Origin of the sequence: Massilia sp. UBA6681 (assembly GCF_002454935.1) — a bacterium.
Classification (GTDB): Bacteria; Pseudomonadota; Gammaproteobacteria; order Burkholderiales; family Burkholderiaceae_D; genus Telluria; species Telluria varians.
In genome coordinates this window covers 25,697-43,701 of the sequence record NZ_DKJX01000043.1, presented here as the reverse complement: position 1 = coordinate 43,701, position 18,005 = coordinate 25,697, and the positions used below count along the sequence as shown (strand labels likewise).

Here is an 18,005-nt window from a genome sequence, read left to right as displayed (position 1 = left end):
GGCGATCGAGGACCTGAACGTGGGCGGCATGCTGGCCAACGCCAGGCTGTCCCGCGCGATCTCCGATGTCGGCTTTTACGAGATCCGTCGCCAGCTGCTGTACAAGGCCGCGCGCTACGGCACCCTGATCGTGCTGGCCGACCGCTGGTACCCGTCCAGCAAGCTCTGTTCGGGCTGCGGAGGGCGCAAGGCCGCCCTGGCCCTGGACGAGCGCTCTTGGACATGTGCCGGCTGCGGCGCGTACCACGATCGCGACGTCAACGCGGCCATCAATCTGCAACGGCTCGCCACCAGCGCCCTCGCGGTGCCAACGGCGCTACCCGTGGCGAGTCCGGCGGTGACGCCGGGCACTGCCGCCGGCCAGGTACCGGCGGGAGGCGGGAAAGTCACGCCTGCCAGGCACGAGCACGGTCAGCAGGGCGGCTCGGGGCAGGAAGAGAACGCTGCATACTTATGTGCACGTTTTTGCTAGCAGCGCATCGCCTTTGCGCGCAAACTGGTCGACACCACCGACCGCCTGTTCAGCTTCGTCACGGCGGAGAGCGGTTTCGCCGACTTCGTGCGCACCCGCATCGCCCCGACCTTCGCCAGCGCCGCCTACGGCATCGGGCCGGTGCGCGAGATGATCTTCCGGATCCTGTCGCAGACCACGATCAGCTACCACGACAGCCCGCTGTCGAGCGGCGTGGCCGGCCGCGTGCATGGCGGCGACCGCCTGCCCTGGGTGGTGCGCGGGGAGGTCGACAATTACGCGCCGCCGGCCCGGATCGACTGGCAGGTGCACGTCTACGGCCAGGTCTACCCCGACCTGCGCGCCTGGTGCGACCGCCACGGCATGATCCTGCGCGAATTCGAATGGGGGCCGGAACACGAACAGGCCGGCTTCTGCCGCAATGCCGGCTACCTGCTGCGGCCGGACGGCTACGTGGCGCTGTGCGACCCGGGCGCGTCGGCGCAGGCGCTGGAAGACTATTTCTGCGACCTCGACTACGGGCGCTTCCGCGTGTGCATGCCTAGACCGGCCGTTCTATGAATTCCGCATAAGTGCTCAGGCTAGGATAGAAAGATGTAGACACATATGTCTAGTTGATCTATTGTCGAGGCATTCCCCATCGATCACGGAGTGCTTCGCATGCTGAAACGATTCGCCGCCGCCCTGCTGCTGGCCGCCGCCGCCCTGCCCGGCATGGCGGCCGACCTGCCCAACCATCCCTTCATCCACGTCAGTGCAACCGCCGACCAGTACATCATGCCCGACGTCGGCGAGATCGACATCGACATCGTGTCGCTCGAACCCGATGCCGACGCCGCCTGGAAGCTCGTCAACGAGCGGCTCGAGGCCAGCCGCGCGCTGTTCGCCGAGAACGGCATCGCGCCGGAGGACGTGTTGGTGCAGGATATCGCGCGCCGCCCGCGCAAGGTCGAGGTCCTGGCCGAGGGCCAGCCGCTGCCGATGGAGACCCGGGTCACCCTGCACGTCACCGTGCGCAACCTGGACGGGTGGACGCCCATCATGCGCGCCCTGCTCGTCATGAAGGACCTCGAATCGCTGGCGGTTTCCTTCAACCGCAGCGACCGCGAGAAAGTCGAAGCGGACCTGCTCCAGCAGGCGATCGGCATGGCCAGGCTCAAAGCGAAGGACATCGCGGGCGGCATCGGCGCCAGGCTGGGAGCGGCGACCGGCGTGTCGATCGGGCCGCTGAAGAACCTGTCGAACGCGATGGGCATGTCCAGCGATTCGAACGCACGCGGCGGCGGCGGCCGGCGCGGCGCGCGCACGGAAATGGCGCTGGTGCAGGCGATGCGGCTGGCGCAGTCGGTCGACGTGATCTACCGGATCGGCGGCAAATAAGAAAACAAAAAAGCGCGCCATGCTCACGCAGGCGCGCTTTTGTCGTTACTGGCGCAGGCTTACTTGGTCGCCAGCACCCATTTCACCAGGCTGCGGGCTTCGGCCTCGCTCACCTGCGGGTTGGCCGGCATCGGCACCGGACCCCAGACGCCCGCGCCGCCCTTCATCACTTTCTGCACCAGCTTGTCCTCGGCGCCCTTCTGGCCCTCGTACTTGGCAGCGACGTCCTTGTAGGAAGGACCGACCAGCTTGTTGGCTGCCGCGTGGCAAGCCATGCAATTCTTGGCCTTCGCCAGGTCGGCTTGTGCAAACGCGCCGCTGGACGCGAAGGCCGACATCACCACACACAACAACAACGAGCGTTTCATTTGTTTCTCCTGGTTTATAACGACTGCATTCTACCGTGGATTGGTCAAAGCTTCATGGGTCGATACACTCTGTAACGACCGTAACACCGGATGTTGATGAATTCCGACAACAGGAAATTTTTTTCCACACGGAAATAATTTTTCTTTGTAATATGCATGCCGAAGGAGTCATCCATGCCGCTCATCCTCTGCATCGTCGCCCTCTGCGGGCTGCGCTTTTTCGGCGTCTGGCGTTTCGCCGACCTGTCGTGGTGGTATATCGTCGCCCTGATGGTGTTCGCCTTCGTCTGGTTCGAGTTCATCGAAAAGGCGCTCGGGCTCGACAAGAAAAAGGAACACAACGTCCTGCACCATCACCGCGCGGCCCGCGTGAAGCAGGCCTTCTCCAAACGCAGGAAGTCCTGATACCGCAAGAGTGGGACCGGGTAGTGTGATATGTTTTGCATATCACCGAGTCCAATCCATACACTGCGCGTATCAATGAACCTGGAACTTCGCCAGCTCCGCCATTTCGTCACGGTCGCCGAGGAACTGCACTTCGGCCGTGCCGCCGAGCGCCTGCACATGACGCAGCCGCCGCTCTCGCAAAGCATCGCCGGGCTGGAAGAGCTGCTCGGCGCCCCGCTGTTCCTGCGCAACCGCCGCCAGGTGGCGCTCACCGCCGCCGGCACCGCCCTGCTGCCCGAGGCGCGCCGCCTGCTCGGCGACGCCGGCGCCCTGCCCGACATGGTGCGCCGGGTCGCCGAAGGCAGGGCCGGCCGCCTGACCCTCTCCTTCGTCTCGACTGCCGACTACAGCGTGCTGCCCGCCATCCTGCAGCGCTACCGCGCCGCCTTCCCGGACGTCCAGCTGGTGCTGCGCGAAGCGACGTCCGACGTGCAGGCCGATGAATTGCTGGACGGGCGGATCGACGCCGGTTTCGTGATCCCGCCGCTGCCGGGACAGGCGGGCACCACCCTCGACTACAGGAAAGTGCTGGAAGAGCCGCTGATCCTGTGCGCGCCCGCCGGGCTGGATGCGCTCGAGGGTAGCGGACCGGTACGCCTGTGCGACCTGCCGCCGCTGCCGCTCGTGATCTTCCCGCGCGCGGCCGCGCCCGCCCTGTACGACGCCATCCTGTCGTGCTTCCGCGCGGCCGGCATCACCCCCGTCATCGGGCAGGAAGCGCTGCAGATGCAGACCATCGTCAGCCTGGTTTCCGGCGGCATGGGATTGGCACTTGTGCCACAATCCGTGTCGAACCTGATGCGCGCGGGCGTAGAATACCGTGCCCTGGCCGATCCGACGCCGCTGGCCGAGACGGGCCTGGCCTGGCGCCGCGACAGCGCCTCGCCCGTGCTCAGGGGCTTCCTGGATTTAATCGAGAAAGAGTAAAACGATGCTAGTACACCCGCAGCCGGATCCCATCGCCTTCGCCATCGGACCGGTGCAGATCCATTGGTATGGCCTGATGTACGTGGTGGCCTTCGCCCTGTTCCTGATCCTGGGCCGCGTGCGCATCCGCCAGCCGCACATCGCCGCGCAGGGCTGGAAGGCCGAGGACCTGGACGACATGCTGTTCTACGGCATGCTCGGCGTGGTGTTGGGCGGACGCCTGGGCGAAGTGCTGTTCTACCAGCCGCTCTACTTCCTCCAGCATCCGCTCGAGATCTTCATGGTCTGGCGCGGCGGCATGTCCTTCCACGGCGGCTTCCTGGGCGTGCTGATCGCCATGGCGCTGTGGGCCCGCAAATCCAAGCGCAACCTGCTCGACGTGTACGACTTCATCGCGCCGATGGTGCCGCTCGGGTATGCCGCCGGCCGCCTGGGCAACTTCATCAACGCCGAGCTGCCGGGCCGCCTGGCCGACCCCAGCCTGCCCTGGGCCATGCTGTGGCCAGGCGTCGAAGGCCCGCGCCATCCGTCGCCGCTGTACCAGATGCTGCTCGACGGGATCGTCGTGTTCCTGATCCTGTGGCCGTATGCGCGCAAACAGCGTCCGCGCCTGGCGGTGGGCGCCATGTTCACCCTGCTGTATGGCTGCGCGCGCTTCATCACCGAGTATTTCCGCGTGCCGGACTGGGAAACCACCGTGCTCGGCATGCCGATCACCTCGGGCCAGGTCCTGTCGCTGCCGATGATCGTCGGCGCCCTCGTGATGCTGGCCTGGGCTTACCGCCAGCCCAAGGGACGCGCGGCGCACGCGTAAGTAGCTGTTCCCTCAAGCGGGCGTGAGCGCCCGCTGCAGGTCTTCCAGCGTGGCCGGCTTGGTCAGGTGCAGGTCGAAGCCGGCGCCGAGTGCCTGGGCCACGTCGGCGCGCTGGCCGTAGCCGGTCAGCGCCACCAGCCGCAGCGCCGGCGCCGCGGCGCGCAGCAGCGCCGCCAGCGCGTAGCCATCCATGTCGGGCAGGCCGATGTCGAGGATCGCGACGTCCGGCGCCTGCCTTTGCACCTCCTCCGCCGCAGCCGCCGCCGTGCCCGCGATGCGCACCGTGTGCCCGAGGTAATCGAGCACCGCGGCGGTGGCCCGGAGCGCGTCCAGGTTGTCGTCGACCACCAGCACGTCGAGCAGGCGCGCCTGCGCCGCGGCCGGCGCTTCCGCCTCCTTCGATGGCGCCGCCCCGAGCGGCAGGCGTACCTCGAAGCGGCTGCCCTTGCCCGGGCCCTCGCTGTGGGCCGACACCGATCCCCCGTGCAGCTCGACGATGCGGCGCACGATCGCCAGGCCCAGCCCGAGTCCGCCGGCATGGCGCGCCAGCGGCTGCCTGGCCTGGAAGAAGGGATCGAACACGCGCTCCAGCATCTCGCGGTCCATGCCGACGCCGTCGTCGCTCACCGCCAGGCGTGCCTGGCCTTCCTCGACCAGCAGCCGGACGCCGGTTGCGCCCTTGCCGAAGCGCGCCGCGTTGGTCAAGAGGTTGTTCAGCACCTGCGTCAGGCGGCTCTCGTCGCCCAGCACCCAGGCCTCGGCCGGCGCATGCGCCTCGATGGCGCGCCCCGGCGCGGCCGGGAAGGAAGCCGTCACGTGGCGCACCAGCTCGGCCAGGTTGACCGGGCGCAGGTCGATGCGCAGCTTGCCGCTGGTGATGCGCGAGACGTCGAGCAGGTCGTCGACCAGGCGCTGCAGGTGCCTGGCCTGGCGCCGCAGGATGACGCGCTCGCGCTGGTTCGACGCCTCGTTGCGCAGGTCCATCAGGTCGAGCGAGGCGACGATCGGGCTGAGCGGATTGCGCAGCTCGTGGCCGAGCATGGCCAGGAATTCGTCCTTCACGCGCGAAGCGCTGCGGCTGTCGTCCAGCGCGCGCTCGAGCGATGCCAGCAGCTGCGAGCGCTCGGCCTCGTGGGCGTCGCGCAAGGCCGCGGCGGCCATCAGCGCGCGTCCGGTCTCGTCGATCTCGCCGATGCGCGAGGGCGGGACCGACACCGGCAGGCCGGCGCCCAGCGCCGCGCCGCCGCGCTGCAAGCTATGGAAGGCGCGCACGATGCGGTGCGACAGCAGGCTGGCGAGCAGCATGCAGGCCAGCAGCGATGCCGCCAGGCCGGCCGCGTACAGGGCGATGCCCTGCATCGACGCCGGCGCCAGCGCCGAGGGCGGCACGCCGATCGCCACCGCCCAGCCGTAGCGCGAGCGGGTGAAGGCCGACATCACCTGCGCCCCGTCGCGTGTGGTGGTCTCGCCCACGGCTTCCGGCCCGCTGCTGCGCATCAGCGCTTCGAGCGAGGGACTGGGCCGCGCGCCCGCCATGTGCGCCTGCCCCCTGGAGCGGGCCACGATGGTCCCAGTGCCGTCGATGATCGAGATCAGCGAGCTGGCCGGCGCCTGCTGGCGCTCGAGCACGCGCAGCATGCGGCCGGGCTGGATCACCGCGCTCAGGACATAGCGCCGGCCGGCATCGTCGGTGACGGGAACACGCACCGGAAAGGCGGCGCGGCCACCCTTGCCGACCGCCACCCTGCCGGCGACGGGACGGTCCGCGCCGAGGGCGCGATGCAGGCTGTCCGGGTCGGCGATGATGCCACCCGGACCACCGAAGGGTGCATTGGTGCGGAACAGGACGGCGCCGCCGGCATCGGTGAGGATCACGGTCAGCCATTCCGGCTGGGCGGCCACCTGGAGCCGCGCGGCCTCGTAAACGCCGCGCAGGTCGCCCGCCCCCATCTTGGGCGAATGCGCCATGGTCGTCAGGACCGCCACCGCGCCATCGAGCTCGGCGTCGACGGCGCTCGACAGCGCACGCGCCAGGTCGAGCAGGTGGCGCTGCTGCTCGCGCTGCTGGTATTCGCCCACCAGGTGCAGGCCCCACACGCCCAGCAGCGCCAGCGGCAGCAGGCCGAAGGCGGTGAGCAGCACCAGCAGGCGCCGGAGCGAAACGGTGGTGCCCTGGCGCAGCAGCATGGGATCGGCCTGTGAGGAAACAGGCATTATAGGCACAAGACCGGCGCGGCCGCCGGAAATGGCCGGGACCGGCTGTTACTCGAAGTCTTCGGCCAGGTTCTTCCAGCCGCGGCTCTTGGCGAAGGCCGTGAATTCCTCGGGCGCCTCGAGCACGATCAGGCGGCTCTCCTGCAGGCCGGGATCGCTGTGGCCGAAGTCGGGGCCCTTGTAGCCGAGCGTGCGCAGGCGCTCGATGATCTGGCGCACCAGCACCGTGTCCTTGTAGGCGCCGGGCTCGAGCCTGGCCTTGAAGTCCACGTACACGTCGATGATTCCGTAGCCCTCGTCGAAGATGCGGATCGCCTCCACGTCGAGGGTACGGCCGTTGCCGTCCTTGGCCTGGAAGGGGCCGGACAGCGCGATGTCGGAATCGGTAGTCATGGTTCCAGCATACCACCGCCCGGCCCCGGGCGCGTGCGTGTTAACTTTTCGGTCATAATGCCGAGGATGCCAATCGGGGAGAACAAGCAGGACATGGAACGGCCGGGACGCGCGCGGCGCAATCGATGGTGGCTGGCGCTGGCTGGGCTGGCGCTGCTGGCGCTCGCCGCGTTCTTCTTCATGTGGCGCCCGGCGCTACCCGCACAGGCGGCGCCGGCCCGCTTCGACAGCGCGCTGGTGGCGCGCGGCGCCAACTTGTCGAAGCTGGGCATGTGCGCCGCCTGCCACACGGTCGACCCGAGCAAACCCTTCGCCGGCGGCCTGGCGGTGAAGACGCCCTTCGGCACCGTCCACAGCACCAACATCACGCCACACACGGGCACCGGCATCGGCGCCTGGAGCTTCGAGGCCTTCGAGCGCGCGACGCGCCAGGGCGTCGCGCGCGACGGCCGCCTGCTCTACCCCGCCTTCCCCTACAACCACTACACCAAACTGGCGCCGGACGACATGCGCGCCCTGTACGCCTACTTCATGACGCGCCCGGCCCTGGCGGCGCCGGCGCGCGAGAACCGGATGAGCTTCCCCTTCGGTTTCCGTCCCCTGCTGGCTTTCTGGAACCTGCTCTACCTCGACGAAGCGCCCTGGCAGCGCGATGCGCGCCAGCCGGCCGACTGGAACCGCGGCGCCTACGTCGCCAACGTGCTGGCCCACTGCAGCGCATGCCACACGCCGCGCACCCTGCTCGGCGGGCCGGACCTGCAGCGCCGCTTCGACGGCGGCGATGCCGGCGGCTGGTACGCCCCGGCGCTCAATGGCAAGTCGCCCTCGCCCTTGCCCTGGACCCAGGAGCACCTGCAGGAATACCTGCGCACCGGCATCGCGCCCGAACACGCCGTGGCGGGCGGGCCGATGCAGGACGTAGTGGTCAACCTGGGCCAGGCCGATGCCGCGGACGTTGCCGCCCTCGCCACCTACATCCACAGTTACCTGAAACAGGCGCCGGCGCGCGCGACGCCCGCGCAACAGGCCGGTCCGCTGCCGCCACCAGGCGACACGGATCCCGACCTGGCGCGCATGCGCCTCGGCTACGAGACCTATGCGATGGCCTGCGCCAGCTGCCACGACGCGGGGCGCAGCGCCAGCTCCGGCGCCGCCCTGCAGCTGCAGAAGGCGGTGGCCCTGTACGACCCGGACCCGCGCAGCCTGGTGCGCATCATCCGCGAAGGCATCGTGCCGCCCGAGGGCGAACCGGGGCGCTGGATGCCCGGCTTCGCCACCCTGCTGGGCGACGAGCAGGTGACGGCGCTGGCCGCCTACCTGCGCCGTTATGGCGCAGGGGCCGAGCCTTGGCCTGACCTGGACGACACCGTGAAGAAGACGAGATAGCCATGACCACCTTCAAGCTGCAGGTTAACGGCAAGCCGCAGGAAGTCGACGTCGACGCCGACACGCCGCTGCTCTACGTGCTGCGCAACGACCTGAAACTCAACGGCGCCAAGTTCGGCTGCGGCCTGGGACAGTGCGGCTCCTGCACCGTGATGCTCGACAAGGAGCCGGTGATGTCCTGCCTGCTGCCGGTGTCGATGGTGGGCAGCCGCGCCGTGCGCACGGTGGAGTCGGGCGGCACGCGCTGGGTGCCGGCCGTGGTGCTGCAACAAGCCTTCGTCGAGGAGCAGGCGGCGCAGTGCGGCTACTGCATCGCCGGCATGATCATGCGCGCCACCGCCCTGTTCGAGCAGGTGGCCTCGCCCACCGATGCCCAGATCAAGGCCTGGATGCAGCCGAATCTGTGCCGCTGCGGCACCCACCTGCGCATCCTGCGCGCGGTGCGCCGCGCCGCCGACGTGCTCAAGGCCCAGCCGATCCGGAACTACTGATGAACGATTCCCCCAAGCGCCCCGGCCGGCGCCGCTTCCTCGCAAGCGGCGGCGCCCTGACGCTTTCCTTCGCGCTGCCGCTGCGCGCCGCGCCCGGCGCCCTGCCCGGCAGCCTCGAAGGCGAACCCTGGCTCGACGCCTGGATCCGGGTGGGCAGCGACAACCGCGTTTCCATCTTCACGGGCAAGGTGGAGCTGGGCCAGGGCATCAAGACCGCCCTGCTGCAGGTGGCGGCGCACGAGCTGCAGATCGATCCCGGACGCCTGGTGCTGGAAACCGCCGACACCGAGCTCTCGCCCGACGAAGGCTATACGGCGGGCAGCCACTCGATGCAGGACAGCGCCACCGCCATCCGCCACGCGGCGGCCCAGGTGCGTGCCCTTCTGCAGGAAAAGGCCGCGGCACACTTCAAGGTGCCGGCGGCCACGCTGATGCAGGACAACAGCGTGTTCCGCACGCCCGACGGACGGCGCGTGAGCTTCAGCGAACTGGTGGCCGGCAGCGAGCAGCACGTGCGCGCGACAAGCGCCCTGCCGCCGCGCACGCCGAACGCACGGCGCCTCATCGGGGTGACGCTGCCGCGGGTCGACATTCCCGGCAAGCTGAAGGGCCATGTCGCCTACGTGCAGGACCTGCGCCTGCCCGCCATGATGCATGGACGCGTGGTGCGCCCGCCCTCACCGAGCGCGCGCCTGGTCTCGGTGGACAAGGCGGCGGTGGCGCGCTTGCCCGGCGTGCTCGAAGTCGTGCAGGACGGGCGCTTCCTGGCCGTGATCGCGGACGAGGAGTACCGCGCGGTGAAAGCGGCCAAGGCGCTGGCGCGCGCCGCGCGCTGGGAGGTGCCGGCCAGCTTGCCGGCCGGCCGCGATCTGGCCGCGCTGGTGCGCAGCCTGCCCGCGACGGCGCAGCAGGTGCTGGCCCAGGGTAAACCAGGAACGCCCGGCAAGACCCTGCGCGCCAGCTACACCCGCCCCTTCCAGCTGCATGCCTCGATCGGCCCCTCCTGCGCGATCGCGCTGCTGGACGAAGGCCGCTACACGGTATGGACCCATTCGCAGGGCGTGTTCCCGCTGCGCAGCGCGCTGGCCGAGCTGCTCGGCGCGCCCGAGGAAGCGGTGCGCTGCATCCATGCCGAGGGCTCCGGCTGCTACGGCCACAACGGCGCCGACGACGTCGCCGCCGACGCGGCGCTGATGGCGCGCGCCTTCCCCGGCATCCCAATCCGGGTGCAGTGGATGCGCGAGGACGAACATGCGTGGGAACCCTTCGGGCCGGCGATGGTGGCGGACGTCGCGGCCACGCTCGACGCGAGCGGCAGGATCGTCGACTGGCAGTACGAGGTCTGGAGCCAGTCGCACAACACCCGGCCTGGCAAGGCCGGCAACCTGCTGGCCGCCACCCTGCTGGCCAAGCCCTTCACGCCGCCCATGCCCAAGCCGATTCCGCAACCCCAGGGCAGCGGCGACCGCAATGCCATTCCCTATTACGTGCTGCCGAACGCGCGCGTGACCCATCGCTTCCAGCCGGCCGGACCGTTCCGCACCTCGGCGTTACGCTCGCTGGGCGCCTACTGCAACGTGTTCGCGATCGAGAGCTTCATGGACGAGCTGGCGCGGGCGACCGGCCTGGACCCGGTGGCCTTCCGCCTGCGCCACCTGGCGGACCCGCGCGCCATCGAGGTGATCAAGCTGGCCGCAAGCAAGTTCGGCTGGGACGGCTACAGGAAGACGCCCCGGCGCGGGCGCGGCTTCGCCTTTGCCCGCTACAAGAACCTGGCGGCCTACTGCGCCGTCGCGCTGGAAGTCGAGGTGGCGCTGGACACCGGTTTTGTCCGCATCGTGCGTGCGGATGCCGCCGTCGACTGCGGCGAAGTGGTGAGTCCCGACGGGGTGCGCAACCAGATCGAGGGCGGCATCGTCCAATCGAGCAGCTGGACCCTGCTGGAGCAGGTGCGCTTCGACGCCGGCCAGGTGACCAGCCAGGACTGGGCCGGCTATCCGATCCTGCGCTTCGATGGGGTGCCGGACAAGGTCGACGTGCACCTGCTGGACCGTCCGGGCCAGCCCTTCCTCGGCACCGGCGAGGCGGCCCAGGGGCCGGCCGCGGCGGCGCTGGCCAATGCGGTGGCCGATGCCTGCGGCATGCGCGTGCGCGATTTGCCGCTCAATCGCGAGCGCATGCGCAAGTTGGCTACGGGTTGACCGCCTTCCAGAACATGTAGGCCGCCAGCGCATACAGGATCACCGCGAACACCTTCTGCAGCTGACGCACCGGCATCTTGTGCGCGGTGCGTGCGCCGACCGGCGCCATGGTGACGCTGGCCAGCACGATGATGGCCAGCGCCGGCAGGTAGATGAAACCGAGCGACCAGTCCGGCAAGCCCGGCTCGCCCCAGCCGAACCAGATGTTCGAGAGGGTTCCGGAGAGCGCGATCGGAAAGCCCAGCGCCGCACTGGTGGCCACCGCATTGTGGATGCGCACGCCGCACCAGGTCATGAAGGGCACCGACACGAAGCCGCCGCCGGCGCCGACGATGCCCGACAGGGTGCCGATCAGGCCACCGGTGGCGAACATGCCCGGCGCGCCCGGCAGCGCGCGCGACGCGGCGGGCTTTTTACCGATCAGCATCTGGGTCGCCGAGAAGGCGACGAACACGCCGAAGAAGGCTGCCAGCACCGTGGAATCCATCTGCTTGCCGATCCAGGGCCCGATCCAGGAACCGAGCAGGATGCCCGGCGCCAGCAGCTTCACCACCGGCCACAGGACCGCGCCGTGCTGGTGGTGGGCGCGCACCGAGGACAGGGAAGTGAACAGGATGGTCGCGAGCGAGGTGGCGATCGCCATGTGGATGGTCAGCTCGGGCGCAAAGCCGCGCGCGGTGAAGATCATCGTGATGAAGGGGACCAGCACCATGCCGCCGCCGATGCCGAGCAGCCCGGCCGCGAAGCCGCCGAAGGTGCCCATCGCCAGCAGCGCCAGGATCAGGGTGAGGTCCATCAGCGCTTCCCTTCGCGCACCAGCGTAAGGATGGCGTTCCACTCGGCCGCCGTCACCGGCGACACCGACAGCCGGCTGCCCTTCCGCAGCAGCACCATGTCTTCCAACGCCGGGATGCTGCGCATCTCCGTCAACGGAAGGTAGCGCCCCGCTTCCACCGCACGCACGTCGACCGAGATCCAGCGCGGATTTTCCTGGGTGGCCTTGGGGTCGTGGTAGGGAGAGGACGGATCGAACTGGGTCGCATCCGGATACGGACCGCTCGCCACCTCGGCGATGCCGGCCACGCCGGGCACTGCGCAGCTGGAGTGGTAGAACAGGACGCCGTCGCCGACCGACATGGCGTCGCGCAGAAAATTGCGCGCCTGGTAGTTACGTACGCCGTACCAGGACACGGTTTGCTCCGGCGCGGCCAGCACGTCGTCGAAACTGACGTCGTCCGGCTCCGATTTCATCAACCAGTAACGCATCCAACCCCCTTCAAACCCCGCCAATAAAAAAGCGGCTGCGTACCGAAGTGCGCAACCGCTCGTGTGTGTAGCCCCGCCTGTGTCGTTATTGCCGGCATCCCGAACCAAAAGGCTCAAGGTGGTCGCAGTCAGCTCAATTTCGGGTTCGTCAGACTAGTGACGCTCGCGCCCACCAAGCATGTCCCACAACCTATGCGAAAGAATGGTTCAAGGAATATATGACAAATCTCGAACACCGCAGGGTAGAGCGCAGTTTACTCCGTTGGCCGAGCATGTCAACCGAATCTGAACCTCAGGACAGATTTTCCTGCGGCGCCAGGGCCTGGTCCAGCACCGTGTGCATCGCTTCGAGCTTCTGCTTGACTTCGAGGATCGACATGTCGGACAGCGGCCCCTGGGGCGACTTGACCGACAGGAATTCGGCCGCCACGCTGAGCGCCGCCATGACGGCGATGCGGTCGGTGCCCCTGACCTTGCCCGAGTCGCGCAGCGCGCACATCTTGCCGTCCAGGTAGCTGACCGCTTCGCGCAGGGTGCGCTCTTCGCCTTCGCGGCAGGCCAGGCGGTAGGACTGGCCCATGATGGTGCAATCGAGATGGATCATTGGCTTGCCTCGTTCGGCTCGCCGGCCTCAGGACCGGCATCGGCTGCATCGTCCGCTTCGCCTTCCGGCGCGGGCAACTGCTCGAGCAGCGCCTCGACGCGGCGTTGCGCCTCGATCAGCCGCTCCTTGAACGCGATGTTCTCGGCGCTCAGCAGGTGGTTGGCCTGGCGCAGCAGGTAGTTCTCGGCGCGCAGCGACTGGGTCAGCTGGGCGAGCCGGTCGATCTTGTCGGAGAGGTCTTGAAATTCGGAAATCATTCGACACTATAGGACTGAGATGGTTTTTCCGTCAACCGAATCGCGCCCCTGTCGGGAAGAGGATCGGGCCGGACAGTAGCATACAGCATCCGTGCGGCGTCCCGGCGCTATCCGGTGTACCCTGCCCGGCCATTGCTCGAATGCCACCGCCGACAGTGTACAACCCATCTATTGAATTGTGTTTTCGCAAAAAAGTCGGTTCGATCCCACACATTCCTGCTTGAAATGGGGTGTTATCGTCCCTATAATCACCTTCGTGTTAGCACTCGGCAGCCTAGAGTGCTAACAAACCGAAGCACAAATTTTCCCAGCCGCCACCACCGTATGGCGGCTTTGAACAGCTAGTCAAACCACTGAAAAATAAGGAGTTTTGCATGAACCTTCGTCCTCTGCACGATCGCGTAATCGTGAAGCGTCTCGACCAGGAGACCAAGACTGCATCCGGCCTGATCATCCCTGATGCGGCCGCCGAGAAGCCGGACCAGGGCGAGATCCTGGCTGTCGGCAACGGCAAGGTGCAGGAAAATGGTCAGGTTCGTCCGCTGGAAGTGAAGGTCGGTGACCGCGTCCTGTTCGGCAAGTACTCGGGCCAGGCCGTCAAGGTCGATGGCCAGGAACTGCTGGTCATGCGCGAAGAAGACATCATGGCCGTCGTGGCCCAGTAATTGGTCAAACCCGCATTCCTCCTGTAATACACATTCACGAATTCATTCGGAGAACAAGAAATGGCAGCTAAAGAAGTAATTTTCGGCGACGCAGCGCGCGCCAAGATGGTTGAAGGCGTCAACATCCTCGCCAACGCAGTCAAGGTCACCCTGGGCCCGAAAGGCCGCAACGTGGTGCTGGAGCGCTCGTTCGGCGCCCCGACCGTCACCAAGGACGGCGTCTCGGTCGCGAAAGAGATCGAACTGAAGGACAAGCTGCAGAACATGGGCGCGCAGATGGTCAAGGAAGTCGCGTCGAAGACCAGCGACAACGCCGGTGACGGCACCACCACCGCGACCGTGCTGGCACAGGCGATCGTCCGCGAAGGCATGAAGTTCGTTGCCGCCGGCATGAACCCGATGGACCTGAAGCGCGGCATCGACAAGGCCGTCGCCGCCACCGTCGAAGAACTGAAGAAGATCGCCAAGCCGACCACCACCTCGAAAGAGATCGCCCAGGTCGGCGCCATCTCGGCCAACTCGGAAACCTCGATCGGCGAGCGTATCGCCGAGGCGATGGAAAAAGTCGGCAAGGAAGGCGTCATCACCGTCGAAGACGGCAAGTCGCTGAACGACGAGCTGGACATCGTGGAAGGCATGCAGTTCGACCGCGGCTACCTGTCGCCGTACTTCATCAACAACCCGGACAAGCAGGTCGCCGTTCACGAGAACCCGTTCATCCTGCTGTGCGACAAGAAGATCTCGAACATCCGTGACCTGCTGCCGGTGCTGGAGCAAGTCGCCAAGGCCGGCCGTCCGCTGGTGATCGTCGCCGAAGACATCGAAGGCGAAGCGCTGGCGACCCTGGTGGTCAACAACATCCGTGGCATCCTGAAGACCGTCGCCGTCAAGGCGCCTGGCTTCGGCGACCGCCGCAAGGCCATGCTGGAAGACATCGCCATCCTGACCGGCGGCCAGGTGATCGCCGAAGAAGTCGGCCTGACCCTGGAAAAGGTCACCCTGCAGGAACTGGGCCAGGCCAAGCGCGTCGAAGTCGGCAAGGAAAACACCATCATCATCGACGGCGCCGGCGCCGCTGAAGCGATCGAAGCACGCGTCAAGATGGTCCGCGTCCAGATCGAAGAAGCGACCTCGGACTACGACCGCGAAAAACTGCAAGAGCGCGTGGCCAAGCTGGCCGGCGGCGTTGCCGTGATCCGCGTCGGTGCAGCCACCGAAGTCGAGATGAAAGAGAAGAAGGCACGCGTGGAAGACGCACTGCACGCTACCCGCGCTGCCGTGGAAGAAGGCATCGTCCCGGGCGGCGGTGTGGCCCTGCTGCGCGCACGTTCGAACATCGACATCAAGGGCGACAACCCTGACCAGGACGCAGGCATCAAGATCGTCCTGCGCGCGATGGAAGAGCCGCTGCGCATGATCGTCCAGAACGCCGGCGACGAGCCGTCGGTCGTGGTCGCAGCCGTCATCGCCGGCACCGGCAACTACGGCTACAACGCCGCCAACGGCACCTACGGCGACATGGTCGAAATGGGCGTGCTGGATCCGGCCAAGGTCACCCGCTCGGCACTGCAGAACGCAGCGTCGATCGCCGGCCTGATGCTGACCACCGACTGCATGGTCTCGGAAGTCGTTGAAGACAAGCCGGCCGGCGGCATGGGCGGCATGGGCGGTATGGGTGGCATGGGCGGCATGGACGGCATGATGTAATCGTCCGGCCTACCAGCCAGAAAGCCTGCAGGGTTCGCGCCTTGCAGGCTTTTTTACTTTGGCGGGGTCAGGTCTGACATTCGGACACGAGCTCTGCTGTTATTTATTTATAGGAGGCGGTATGGCGACCGTGAACGCTTTTGATCTCGACAACGCGATGATGCTGGCGGATGAGCCGGGTAGCGAGGCATGGGTGAGCCTGGAAACGGGACATGTCCATATTCGCTCGGACCTGGTCGGCGAGCTGGAACCGCTTCCTGCTGACATCGGCCAAGAAGGCCATTACATCCCGGTGCCGGGCCAGCGCACGCTGGAGCTGGGCCGGGCACTGGTCATTGATTTTGTCCAGCGCCACATGCCCTCGGACGAAGACGAGGTCCGGCGGATATTCAGGCACGCGGGCGCCTATGCCCGCTTTTCCGCATTGGTGGACAAGCGCGGCCTGTGCGACCGGTGGCATGCGTTCCGCGAGCAGCGCACGCTGGACGCGATGCGTGCATGGTGCGAACAGCACGGACTGAATCTAGCGGAATAAGCAGGCCTGGTCGTCGGCTCGCAACCCTAGCGGTGTGCCGGCCTGGAAGTCAGCCGTTCCGCCAGCACCGCGGTCGCGATCGACTGCAGCAGATGGACGCTCCAGCGCTCGCCGGCCTTGCGTGGCCCCGCCTTTGCCTCGCCCTCGGTGATGCCGAGCATAGGCGCGATGCAGCCGATGTTCACCGCATATAGCGCGGTGCCGTACAGCGCACCGATGGTCACCGGCGACAAGGACGGCGCGGCATCGCGCAGCTTGGGAACCGCCAGCGCGAAGGCGGCCGATGCGCCGAGATGATTGACGAACTCGACGACGCTGGTGCCGGTGTCGCCGATCACCTTGCGCGAGCCGGTGACATCGTCGATCCAGTCGACCGCATCCCGGTCGAGCGTTTTCCCCAGCAGGCCGGTCTTGCGCCCGACGACCATGAAGGCAGTCGTCAGCACGCCCGCTATCAGACCGCCTGTCATCGCTGCTGTATATCGTTGCATGAGAATTTCTCCACGTATAAGTTGATCATGCAGGCAGGATGACAGGTCGGCGCGCCGGCTCGGTACGGTACTGCACGCATCTTCCAAGAACGGCGCCGCAAGCGGGTCATCAGCGTAACGGACGAGCAGACAAGCGATATCAAACAGTATTGCGCGCTGACGTATTGTCGAGGCCGCGTCCGAATGTCAGACCTGACCCCAGGGGAGGACGGTGCAGGAAGAGTGCCGCCAGCGCGAGCACGCACTCAAGCAGCACGGCTGGCCAGCTCAAGGGCATCGGCATGCCTTGCGCGGCGAGATCCGCTGCGAAGGCGGGCACGCCGAGCGCGGCCGCGGTCAGCATGGCGAGCGTGAGCGCGAGCGCACCGAACGACAGGCGCAGCAGCAGGACGAGGGAGCGGAAAGTGTGGTCCATGATGGCTTCCTTGCGAGGTGGGGTTGAGGAGATTCCACTGTATCGCTGCAGGAATGCCTATAAAATAGGCGCTCATGAAACCATCGTATGCAAAATTGCAATCGAAGCTCGGCCTCCAGGACCTGGAAACCATCCTGGCCCTGCACCGCGGCCGTACCCTGGCCGGCGCCGCCGAGCGGCTGAAGGTGGATGCGTCCACCGTGTTCCGCGCCATCAAGCGCATCGAGGCCGATGTCGGCGAGCTGCTGTTCGACCGCGGCCGGCAAGGTTATACGGCGACGGAACTCGGGCGCGTGCTGGCCAGCCATGCGGAGCGGATCGAGACCCAGCTCGAGGAGGCGCGCGAAGCGGCCTTCCACCAGGCCACCGCGCCCTCCGGCGTGCTGCGCATCACCCTGACCGACACGCTGCTGCATACCGTGCTGCTGCCGGTGCTGGCGCGCTTTGCCGAGCGCTACCCGGACATCCGGCTCGAACTGGCCAGCACCAACGTGCTCGTCAACCTGAGCCAGCGCGAGGCCGACATCGCCATCCGCGCCACCAATGCGCCGCCCGAGCATCTGGTCGGCATCCGGCTGGGCACGATGCGTTCGGCCGTGTATGGCGGCGCCGGCTATCTTGCGGGGCAGCCGCAAGGCAGGCATTACAGCGAGATGGACTGGATCGCGCTGGACGACAGCCTGCCCGACCACCCGTCCCAGCACTGGCGCCGCGCGCGCCATCCCCAGGCCCTGCCGCGCCACAAGGTCGGCAACCTGCTGGCGGTTGCCGGCGCCGTCGTGAACGGACTGGGCGTCGGCGTCGTGCCGCTGGCGGTGATGCGCGATCGTCCAGAGGTCACCATGCTGGACGGGCCGCTGCCGGAACTGGACATCGGCCTGTGGCTGCTGGCCCATCCCGATACCCGCTACCTGGGACGGATGAAGGCCATGTTCGACTTCCTGCGCACGGCCATCGCATTGCCTGCATAAT

General features: G+C 67.2%; 22 protein-coding genes and 1 other RNA gene. 13 read left to right on the top strand and 10 right to left on the bottom strand.

The window, feature by feature from the left end; translation table 11 throughout:
* The 3 genes from B2R83_RS05905 to B2R83_RS05895 form a co-directional block, all read left to right on the top strand.
* Positions 1-472: RNA-guided endonuclease InsQ/TnpB family protein (locus tag B2R83_RS05905; protein ID WP_292039104.1), on the top strand; the 472-nt coding region annotated here is incomplete at its 5' end.
* 87 nt (positions 473-559) lie between these two features.
* Positions 560-1,033 carry a hypothetical protein gene (locus B2R83_RS05900; protein WP_292039102.1) on the top strand — a complete coding sequence of 158 codons (474 nt, stop codon included), beginning with the start codon at positions 560-562 and terminating at the stop codon, positions 1,031-1,033.
* A 99-nt stretch (positions 1,034-1,132) separates the two neighbouring features.
* The gene (locus B2R83_RS05895; protein WP_292039099.1) at positions 1,133-1,852 is read left to right on the top strand and encodes an SIMPL domain-containing protein; all 720 of its coding nucleotides are present in this window, start codon (positions 1,133-1,135) and stop codon (positions 1,850-1,852) included.
* A gap of 59 nt (positions 1,853-1,911) precedes the next feature.
* Here B2R83_RS05895 and B2R83_RS05890 read toward each other — a convergent pair whose 3' ends face one another.
* Complete coding sequence (locus B2R83_RS05890; RefSeq protein WP_027865168.1) at positions 1,912-2,220, bottom strand: c-type cytochrome; 309 nt, start codon at positions 2,218-2,220, stop codon at positions 1,912-1,914.
* A gap of 174 nt (positions 2,221-2,394) precedes the next feature.
* Here B2R83_RS05890 and B2R83_RS05885 point away from each other — a divergent pair, with 174 nt between their 5' ends.
* The 3 genes from B2R83_RS05885 (at position 2,395) to lgt (ending at position 4,408) form a co-directional block, all read left to right on the top strand.
* A complete protein-coding gene (locus B2R83_RS05885) occupies positions 2,395-2,625 on the top strand; it encodes a TIGR04438 family Trp-rich protein (RefSeq protein ID WP_292039094.1) in 231 nt (76 codons plus the stop codon).
* A 75-nt stretch (positions 2,626-2,700) separates the two neighbouring features.
* Positions 2,701-3,594, top strand: coding sequence for a LysR family transcriptional regulator (locus B2R83_RS05880; protein ID WP_292039093.1), 894 nt, complete (start codon positions 2,701-2,703; stop codon positions 3,592-3,594).
* A 4-nt stretch (positions 3,595-3,598) separates the two neighbouring features.
* Positions 3,599-4,408, top strand: coding sequence for a prolipoprotein diacylglyceryl transferase (gene lgt / locus B2R83_RS05875; protein ID WP_292039090.1), 810 nt, complete (start codon positions 3,599-3,601; stop codon positions 4,406-4,408).
* Between the two features lie 12 nt (positions 4,409-4,420).
* Here the strand turns inward: lgt and B2R83_RS05870 are convergent, their stop codons facing one another.
* Positions 4,421-6,622 (bottom strand): hybrid sensor histidine kinase/response regulator, encoded by a 2,202-nt coding sequence (locus tag B2R83_RS05870; protein WP_292039088.1) that lies wholly within the window; start codon positions 6,620-6,622, stop codon positions 4,421-4,423.
* Between the two features lie 48 nt (positions 6,623-6,670).
* A complete protein-coding gene (locus tag B2R83_RS05865) occupies positions 6,671-7,015 on the bottom strand; it encodes a hypothetical protein (protein WP_292039086.1) in 345 nt (114 codons plus the stop codon).
* A gap of 93 nt (positions 7,016-7,108) precedes the next feature.
* Here B2R83_RS05865 and B2R83_RS05860 point away from each other — a divergent pair, with 93 nt between their 5' ends.
* From B2R83_RS05860 to B2R83_RS05850, 3 genes are read left to right on the top strand one after another with little or no spacing between them, the layout of a single operon-like run.
* The gene (locus tag B2R83_RS05860) at positions 7,109-8,401 is read left to right on the top strand and encodes a cytochrome c (RefSeq protein ID WP_292039084.1); all 1,293 of its coding nucleotides are present in this window, start codon (positions 7,109-7,111) and stop codon (positions 8,399-8,401) included.
* Positions 8,402-8,403: 2 nt separating this feature from the next.
* Positions 8,404-8,892 carry a (2Fe-2S)-binding protein gene (locus tag B2R83_RS05855; RefSeq protein WP_209587660.1) on the top strand — a complete coding sequence of 163 codons (489 nt, stop codon included), beginning with the start codon at positions 8,404-8,406 and terminating at the stop codon, positions 8,890-8,892.
* The gene (locus B2R83_RS05850) at positions 8,892-11,093 is read left to right on the top strand and encodes a xanthine dehydrogenase family protein molybdopterin-binding subunit (RefSeq protein WP_292039081.1); all 2,202 of its coding nucleotides are present in this window, start codon (positions 8,892-8,894) and stop codon (positions 11,091-11,093) included. Before B2R83_RS05855 ends, B2R83_RS05850 begins: the two co-directional genes overlap by 1 nt.
* Here the strand turns inward: B2R83_RS05850 and B2R83_RS05845 are convergent.
* The 5 genes from B2R83_RS05845 to B2R83_RS05825 all read right to left on the bottom strand — a co-directional run bounded on the left by B2R83_RS05845 (position 11,083) and on the right by B2R83_RS05825 (position 13,220).
* Positions 11,083-11,889, bottom strand: a complete 807-nt coding sequence (locus B2R83_RS05845; RefSeq protein WP_292039079.1) for a sulfite exporter TauE/SafE family protein — start codon at positions 11,887-11,889, stop codon at positions 11,083-11,085. The genes B2R83_RS05850 and B2R83_RS05845 overlap by 11 nt on opposite strands.
* Positions 11,889-12,359: an EVE domain-containing protein gene (locus B2R83_RS05840; protein WP_292039078.1), complete on the bottom strand. Its 471-nt coding sequence runs from the start codon at positions 12,357-12,359 to the stop codon at positions 11,889-11,891. The genes B2R83_RS05845 and B2R83_RS05840 overlap by 1 nt, the downstream gene beginning before the upstream one ends.
* Positions 12,360-12,425: 66 nt before the next feature.
* Positions 12,426-12,606, bottom strand: a non-coding RNA gene (gene ssrS, locus B2R83_RS05835) — 6S RNA.
* A gap of 45 nt (positions 12,607-12,651) precedes the next feature.
* A complete protein-coding gene (locus B2R83_RS05830) occupies positions 12,652-12,963 on the bottom strand; it encodes a cell division protein ZapA (RefSeq protein ID WP_027865157.1) in 312 nt (103 codons plus the stop codon).
* Positions 12,960-13,220 (bottom strand): hypothetical protein, encoded by a 261-nt coding sequence (locus B2R83_RS05825; protein WP_027865156.1) that lies wholly within the window; start codon positions 13,218-13,220, stop codon positions 12,960-12,962. The genes B2R83_RS05830 and B2R83_RS05825 overlap by 4 nt, the downstream gene beginning before the upstream one ends.
* Before the next feature lie 374 nt (positions 13,221-13,594).
* On the opposite strand from B2R83_RS05825, the gene groES reads away from it, so the two are divergent.
* From groES to B2R83_RS05810, 3 genes are all read left to right on the top strand, one after another.
* Entirely contained in the window at positions 13,595-13,885 is a 291-nt protein-coding gene (gene groES / locus B2R83_RS05820) for a co-chaperone GroES (RefSeq protein ID WP_027865155.1), read from the top strand.
* 60 nt (positions 13,886-13,945) lie between these two features.
* The gene (gene groL / locus B2R83_RS05815; RefSeq protein ID WP_036214506.1) at positions 13,946-15,592 is read left to right on the top strand and encodes a chaperonin GroEL; all 1,647 of its coding nucleotides are present in this window, start codon (positions 13,946-13,948) and stop codon (positions 15,590-15,592) included.
* A gap of 121 nt (positions 15,593-15,713) precedes the next feature.
* The gene (locus B2R83_RS05810) at positions 15,714-16,127 is read left to right on the top strand and encodes a hypothetical protein (protein ID WP_292039072.1); all 414 of its coding nucleotides are present in this window, start codon (positions 15,714-15,716) and stop codon (positions 16,125-16,127) included.
* 26 nt (positions 16,128-16,153) lie between these two features.
* On the opposite strand, the gene B2R83_RS05805 is transcribed toward B2R83_RS05810, so the two are convergent.
* A complete protein-coding gene (locus B2R83_RS05805) occupies positions 16,154-16,573 on the bottom strand; it encodes a hypothetical protein (RefSeq protein ID WP_292039071.1) in 420 nt (139 codons plus the stop codon).
* Between the two features lie 184 nt (positions 16,574-16,757).
* A complete protein-coding gene (locus B2R83_RS05800) occupies positions 16,758-17,033 on the bottom strand; it encodes a hypothetical protein (RefSeq protein WP_292039069.1) in 276 nt (91 codons plus the stop codon).
* A gap of 74 nt (positions 17,034-17,107) precedes the next feature.
* On the opposite strand from B2R83_RS05800, the gene B2R83_RS05795 reads away from it, so the two are divergent.
* Entirely contained in the window at positions 17,108-18,004 is an 897-nt protein-coding gene (locus B2R83_RS05795) for a LysR family transcriptional regulator (protein ID WP_292039068.1), read from the top strand.
* Position 18,005: the final 1 nt, after the last annotated feature.

Excerpts from the sequence above, each read along its gene's own strand:
- B2R83_RS05895 (WP_292039099.1), top strand. The coding sequence starts at position 1,133 with ATGCTGAAACGATTCGCCGCCGCCCTGCTGCTGGCCGCCGCCGCCCTG.
- B2R83_RS05890 (WP_027865168.1), bottom strand. The coding sequence starts at position 2,220 with ATGAAACGCTCGTTGTTGTTGTGTGTGGTGATGTCGGCCTTCGCGTCC.
- B2R83_RS05885 (WP_292039094.1), top strand. The coding sequence starts at position 2,395 with ATGCCGCTCATCCTCTGCATCGTCGCCCTCTGCGGGCTGCGCTTTTTC.
- B2R83_RS05880 (WP_292039093.1), top strand. The coding sequence starts at position 2,701 with ATGAACCTGGAACTTCGCCAGCTCCGCCATTTCGTCACGGTCGCCGAG.
- lgt (WP_292039090.1), top strand. The coding sequence starts at position 3,599 with ATGCTAGTACACCCGCAGCCGGATCCCATCGCCTTCGCCATCGGACCG.
- B2R83_RS05870 (WP_292039088.1), bottom strand. The coding sequence starts at position 6,622 with ATGCCTGTTTCCTCACAGGCCGATCCCATGCTGCTGCGCCAGGGCACC.
- B2R83_RS05865 (WP_292039086.1), bottom strand. The coding sequence starts at position 7,015 with ATGACTACCGATTCCGACATCGCGCTGTCCGGCCCCTTCCAGGCCAAG.
- B2R83_RS05860 (WP_292039084.1), top strand. The coding sequence starts at position 7,109 with ATGGAACGGCCGGGACGCGCGCGGCGCAATCGATGGTGGCTGGCGCTG.
- B2R83_RS05855 (WP_209587660.1), top strand. The coding sequence starts at position 8,404 with ATGACCACCTTCAAGCTGCAGGTTAACGGCAAGCCGCAGGAAGTCGAC.
- B2R83_RS05850 (WP_292039081.1), top strand. The coding sequence starts at position 8,892 with ATGAACGATTCCCCCAAGCGCCCCGGCCGGCGCCGCTTCCTCGCAAGC.
- B2R83_RS05845 (WP_292039079.1), bottom strand. The coding sequence starts at position 11,889 with ATGGACCTCACCCTGATCCTGGCGCTGCTGGCGATGGGCACCTTCGGC.
- B2R83_RS05840 (WP_292039078.1), bottom strand. The coding sequence starts at position 12,359 with ATGCGTTACTGGTTGATGAAATCGGAGCCGGACGACGTCAGTTTCGAC.
- B2R83_RS05830 (WP_027865157.1), bottom strand. The coding sequence starts at position 12,963 with ATGATCCATCTCGATTGCACCATCATGGGCCAGTCCTACCGCCTGGCC.
- B2R83_RS05825 (WP_027865156.1), bottom strand. The coding sequence starts at position 13,220 with ATGATTTCCGAATTTCAAGACCTCTCCGACAAGATCGACCGGCTCGCC.
- groES (WP_027865155.1), top strand. The coding sequence starts at position 13,595 with ATGAACCTTCGTCCTCTGCACGATCGCGTAATCGTGAAGCGTCTCGAC.
- groL (WP_036214506.1), top strand. The coding sequence starts at position 13,946 with ATGGCAGCTAAAGAAGTAATTTTCGGCGACGCAGCGCGCGCCAAGATG.
- B2R83_RS05810 (WP_292039072.1), top strand. The coding sequence starts at position 15,714 with ATGGCGACCGTGAACGCTTTTGATCTCGACAACGCGATGATGCTGGCG.
- B2R83_RS05800 (WP_292039069.1), bottom strand. The coding sequence starts at position 17,033 with ATGGACCACACTTTCCGCTCCCTCGTCCTGCTGCTGCGCCTGTCGTTC.
- B2R83_RS05795 (WP_292039068.1), top strand. The coding sequence starts at position 17,108 with ATGAAACCATCGTATGCAAAATTGCAATCGAAGCTCGGCCTCCAGGAC.